This is a genomic window from Mesorhizobium sp. M5C.F.Ca.IN.020.29.1.1, assembly GCF_003997375.1.
GTDB classification, from domain to species: domain Bacteria; phylum Pseudomonadota; class Alphaproteobacteria; order Rhizobiales; family Rhizobiaceae; genus Mesorhizobium; species Mesorhizobium wenxiniae.
This window is the reverse complement of sequence record NZ_RZSW01000888.1, coordinates 1-1,697: the sequence shown is the minus strand read 5'-3', so window position 1 is coordinate 1,697 and position 1,697 is coordinate 1. Positions and strand designations below refer to the sequence as shown.

The following is a 1,697-nucleotide window of genomic DNA, read 5'->3' as shown; positions in this document are numbered from 1 at the left end:
TTGCCGATGTCCGCAAGGCACCGCACCCGGATGCCGGCATCAACACCCAGCTTCTGTTTGGCGACGACGTCCTCGTCTTCGAAGACGCGGAAGGCTGGGCCTGGATCCAGGCCGAGCGCGACGGCTATGTCGGCTATGTCGCCGACACTGTGCTGGGCGCGCGGAGCCAAGCGCCCACCCATGTCGTCTCGGTGCCGCGCACCTTCCTTTATCCCAGACCGGATTTGCGGTTTCCGCCGAGCGGGCAACTCTCGATGGGATCGGCGGTAACGGTGACGGGCGTGGCTGAAACACGCGGCACGCATTATGCGCTGCTGCCGTCCGGCGAGGCCGTCATATCAGGCCATATCAGGCATGTCGCCGAGGCTGCCCCCGACTATGTCGCGGTTGCCGAGATGTTTCTCGGCACACCCTATCTGTGGGGCGGCGCCTCCGGCTTCGGCATCGATTGCTCCGGCCTCGTGCAACTGGCGATGCACATGGCCGGCAGGCAAGTGCTGCGCGATTCCGACATGCAGGCGACGACCATCGGTGAGGCGCTCGAACCGGGTCCGGACTTTGCCGGACTGCACCGCGGCGATCTGGTATTCTGGAAAGGCCACGTTGCGATCATGATTGACCCAGAGACCATGATCCACGCCAATGGCCACACCATGCTGGTCTCGCGTGAAGGGTTCAAGGAAGCCGTCGCCCGCATCGGCTATCTCTATGGCGGCCCGACGGGGTTTCGGCGGCCTTAGGGGCAAACCTTCCCTTCTCCCCCTTGTAAGGGGAGAAGGTGTCGCCGAAGGCGACGGATGAGCGGGACGGAGCGCCAACGCCTCATTTCTTCCAGCACCCTCATCCGTCTCGCCGCTTTGCGGCAATCCACCTTCTCCCACAAGGGAAGGAAAAGAGCGCTCGATCCCCTTTTGTTCCGATTCTTCTTGGCGATTGCGCGCCGCCGCGCTACCTCTGGCGCGTGACAGAGCAGCCGCGCCTCGCCGAACAGAATGCCGCCGTGCGCTTGCCCGAGCCATTCGTCAAATGGTTCGCGGAAAAAGGCTGGTCGCCGCGCGCCCATCAGATCGAGCTGCTGGCAAGGGCGCAAGCCGGGCAGTCGGTGCTACTGATCGCGCCGACCGGCGCCGGCAAAACACTGGCTGGTTTCTTGCCCTCGTTGACCGATCTGGCAGGCCGGCCAAGGAGAAAACCGGAGCAGGCGCGCCGCGGCATCCACACGCTCTATATCTCGCCGCTGAAGGCGTTGGCGGTCGATATCGAGCGCAATCTCGGCAAACCGGTCGAAGAGATCGGGCTGCCTGTTACCATCGAGACGCGCACCGGCGACACGCCCGCGCACAAGCGCCAGCGGCAGAAGCTGGCGCCGCCCGACATTCTCCTGACCACGCCCGAGCAACTGGCGCTGCTGATTGCCGCGCCCGACGCCAGGCGCTTCTTCGAGGATCTGCACTACGTCGTCCTCGACGAACTGCATTCTTTGGTGACCTCGAAGCGCGGGCATCTCCTGTCGCTCGGGCTGGCCCGGCTGCGATCCTTTGTTCCCGGCTTGCAGACGATCGGCCTGTCGGCGACGGTCGCCGAGCCGGACGAACTGCGGCGCTGGCTGGTCAGCCAGAATCCACCGGGCGGCCTGGCCGAACTTATTGTCGTCACCGGCGGCGCCAAGCCGGAGATCTCCATTCTCGATTCGGAGG

Annotated in this window: 2 protein-coding genes; both read left to right on the top strand. The window is 64.8% G+C overall.

Annotation, left to right across the window (positions count from 1 at the left end):
* Nucleotides 1-740 (top strand): NlpC/P60 family protein (locus tag EOA85_RS34660; protein ID WP_127212678.1); only part of this gene is annotated, 740 nt, incomplete at its 5' end.
* Between the two features lie 221 nt (nt 741-961).
* Nucleotides 962-1,697, top strand: a 736-nt coding sequence (locus EOA85_RS34655) for a DEAD/DEAH box helicase (protein WP_127212677.1), incomplete at its 3' end; no start/stop codon positions are given.